At 63.9% G+C, this 2,272-nt stretch carries 3 protein-coding genes; 2 read left to right on the top strand and 1 reads right to left on the bottom strand.

Annotated features, from left to right (window positions below):
• On the bottom strand, positions 1-193 hold a 193-nt coding region (locus AC5JJ6_RS10155), incomplete at its 3' end, for an exopolysaccharide biosynthesis protein (RefSeq protein ID WP_496041924.1).
• Between the two features lie 184 nt (positions 194-377).
• On the opposite strand from AC5JJ6_RS10155, the gene AC5JJ6_RS10150 reads away from it, so the two are divergent.
• Complete coding sequence (locus AC5JJ6_RS10150; protein WP_496041923.1) at positions 378-950, top strand: peroxidase-related enzyme; 573 nt, start codon at positions 378-380, stop codon at positions 948-950.
• A 69-nt stretch (positions 951-1,019) separates the two neighbouring features.
• Positions 1,020-2,272: S49 family peptidase (locus AC5JJ6_RS10145; protein ID WP_496041922.1), on the top strand; the 1,253-nt coding region annotated here is incomplete at its 3' end.

Here is a 2,272-nt window from a genome sequence, read left to right as displayed (position 1 = left end):
TGCCGATCGGCAGCGGAAGCAGCGTCGGCAGCGACATCGCCAGCATGAAGCCGCCGAACGCGCGGTGCCTGAACACGTCTACCAGATCGGCGAGACTGACCCGGTCCTGCGGAAGATTGTCGCGGAGTTCGGTCAGAAGATCGGTGATCCGGCGACCGTCCTCGACTTCATGGGAGTCGACGACGGCGGTCATGAAAGCACAACCATGAAAAACGGCTTATCCGCGATCGTTTCAGGAAAGACGATTTCGTACACTACGGTACGGCCGTACATTTGGGCCGGAAGGCGAAATCCGCAACGGTACATACATGTCCATCGTACCGTCGCACAATAGACCGATCAAAACTTCGCCGCTACCCCTTCAGGAGGAGATGACCTTGCCGCAGCCAGATTACGCCATGGCCCTTCCCGTTCCCGATCCGGAAACGCTCGACGAAGATCTCAAGGCGTACTTCGCAAAATGCCAGGAAAGGCTGGGATTGGTCCCGAACGTACTCCGGTCGTACAGCGCACGTCCCGAAAAACTTCGGACTTTCATTAAGCTTTACAACGAGTTGATGCTGGGCGACAGCGGCCTCGACAAGCTTGAGCGTGAGATGATCGCCGTCGTCGTATCCTCCGCCAACCGCTGCTACTACTGCCTCGTCGCCCACGGACAGGCCGTACGCCGGCTGTCGGGCGACCCTCAGCTGGGCGAGATGCTGGTCATGAACTACCGCGTTGCCCATCTCTTGTCACGGCACCGGGCCATGCTGGACTTCGCCTGGAAGCTGACGGTGACGCCTAACCTGATCGGCGAGGAGGACCGGCAGGCCTTGCGGGCGGAAGGTTTTTCCGACGCCGACATCTTCGACATCGCCGATGTGGCGGGCTTCTACAACATGTCCAACCGCGTGGCATCGGCAGTTGATATGATTCCCAACCCCGAGTACCACCAGATGGACAGATAGACCCTGGCGCCTCGTCAGGGGAAGTTTCGGTCGGCATCGGGTCCAGGGTCGGATTTTTCGGGAGAAACCATGTTCCGCTTCTTCGTGCGCCTCTTCGCGCTGGTCGGTTTTGTCGTCGTGCTGGTGGCGGCCGGCGGCGGCTACTATGCGTGGAGGCTTTGGGAACAGCGGGAGCCGATGCCCGAATCCATCGTCCTGGACCTCAACCTGGATCAACCCCTGGAGGAGCACGGAGCCGGCGGCAAGCTGTCCGACACCCTGTTCAGCCGGGGCGACACCCTGCGCGACATCGTCGATGCGCTGGACCGGGGCCGCACCGATCCGCGCGTCAAGGGCGTCGTCGCCAGGATCGGCGGCGACCGGTTCGGCACCGGGAAGTCGCAGGAGCTTCGGGCGGCCATCCAGCGCTTCCGGGCCAGCGGCCGCTTAGCCTTAGCCTTTTACGAAATCATCGGCGAAAAGGGACCGGGCGACCGCTCGTACTATGTCGCCAGCGCCTTCGACCGCATCTGGCTTCAGCCGGTCGGCCTCGTCGGACTGACGGGGCTGGGCGCCTCGGTCCCCTTCGCGCGCGGCGCCCTCGACGAGCTCGGCGTCAAGCCGGAACTGCGCCACCGCGAGGAATACAAGAGCTTCATGAACACCTTCACGGAACGCGACTTCACCGAGCCGCACCGGGAGATGATGGAAGCGCTGCTCGGCGACCTTCAGGAACAGCTCGTCTCGGGCATCGCCCAGGGCCGCAGCATCGATCCGGCGGCACTGCGCCAGCTGATCGACCGTGGACCTTTCCTGGACCGCGAAGCGCTGGACGCCAAGCTGATCGATCAAATCGGATACTACGACGAGGTCACCGATGCCGCGCGGGAACGCGGCGGCGCCAATTCCGAACTGCTTGAAACCGCCGATTACCTGGATGCCGCCGGACCGCCTCACCGCACGGGACCGACCATCGCCGTCATCTACGGCACTGGGTCGATCCAGCGCGGGTCCAACGGCGTCGATCCGCTGATGGGCGGCACCTCGATGGGATCGGACGACGTGGCCGACGCCTTCGCCGAAGCCGCCGAAGATCCCGACGTCCGCGCCATCCTGTTCCGCATCGACAGCGGCGGCGGGTCCGCCGTCGCGTCGGAAGCGATCCGGCGCGCGCTCGTCAAGGCCAAGCTGTCAGGCAAGCCGGTCGTCGTCTCCATGGGCGAGGCGGCAGCCTCCGGCGGCTACTGGATCGCGATGAACGCCGACAAGATCGTAGCGCATCCCGGTACCCTGACCGGGTCCGTCGGTGTCGTGGCCGGCAAGATGGTGACGGCGGACCTATG

Source organism: Skermanella sp., from assembly GCF_059503625.1.
The sequence above is the reverse complement of the archived record's forward strand: the minus strand, read 5'-3'. Positions and strand labels throughout refer to the sequence as shown.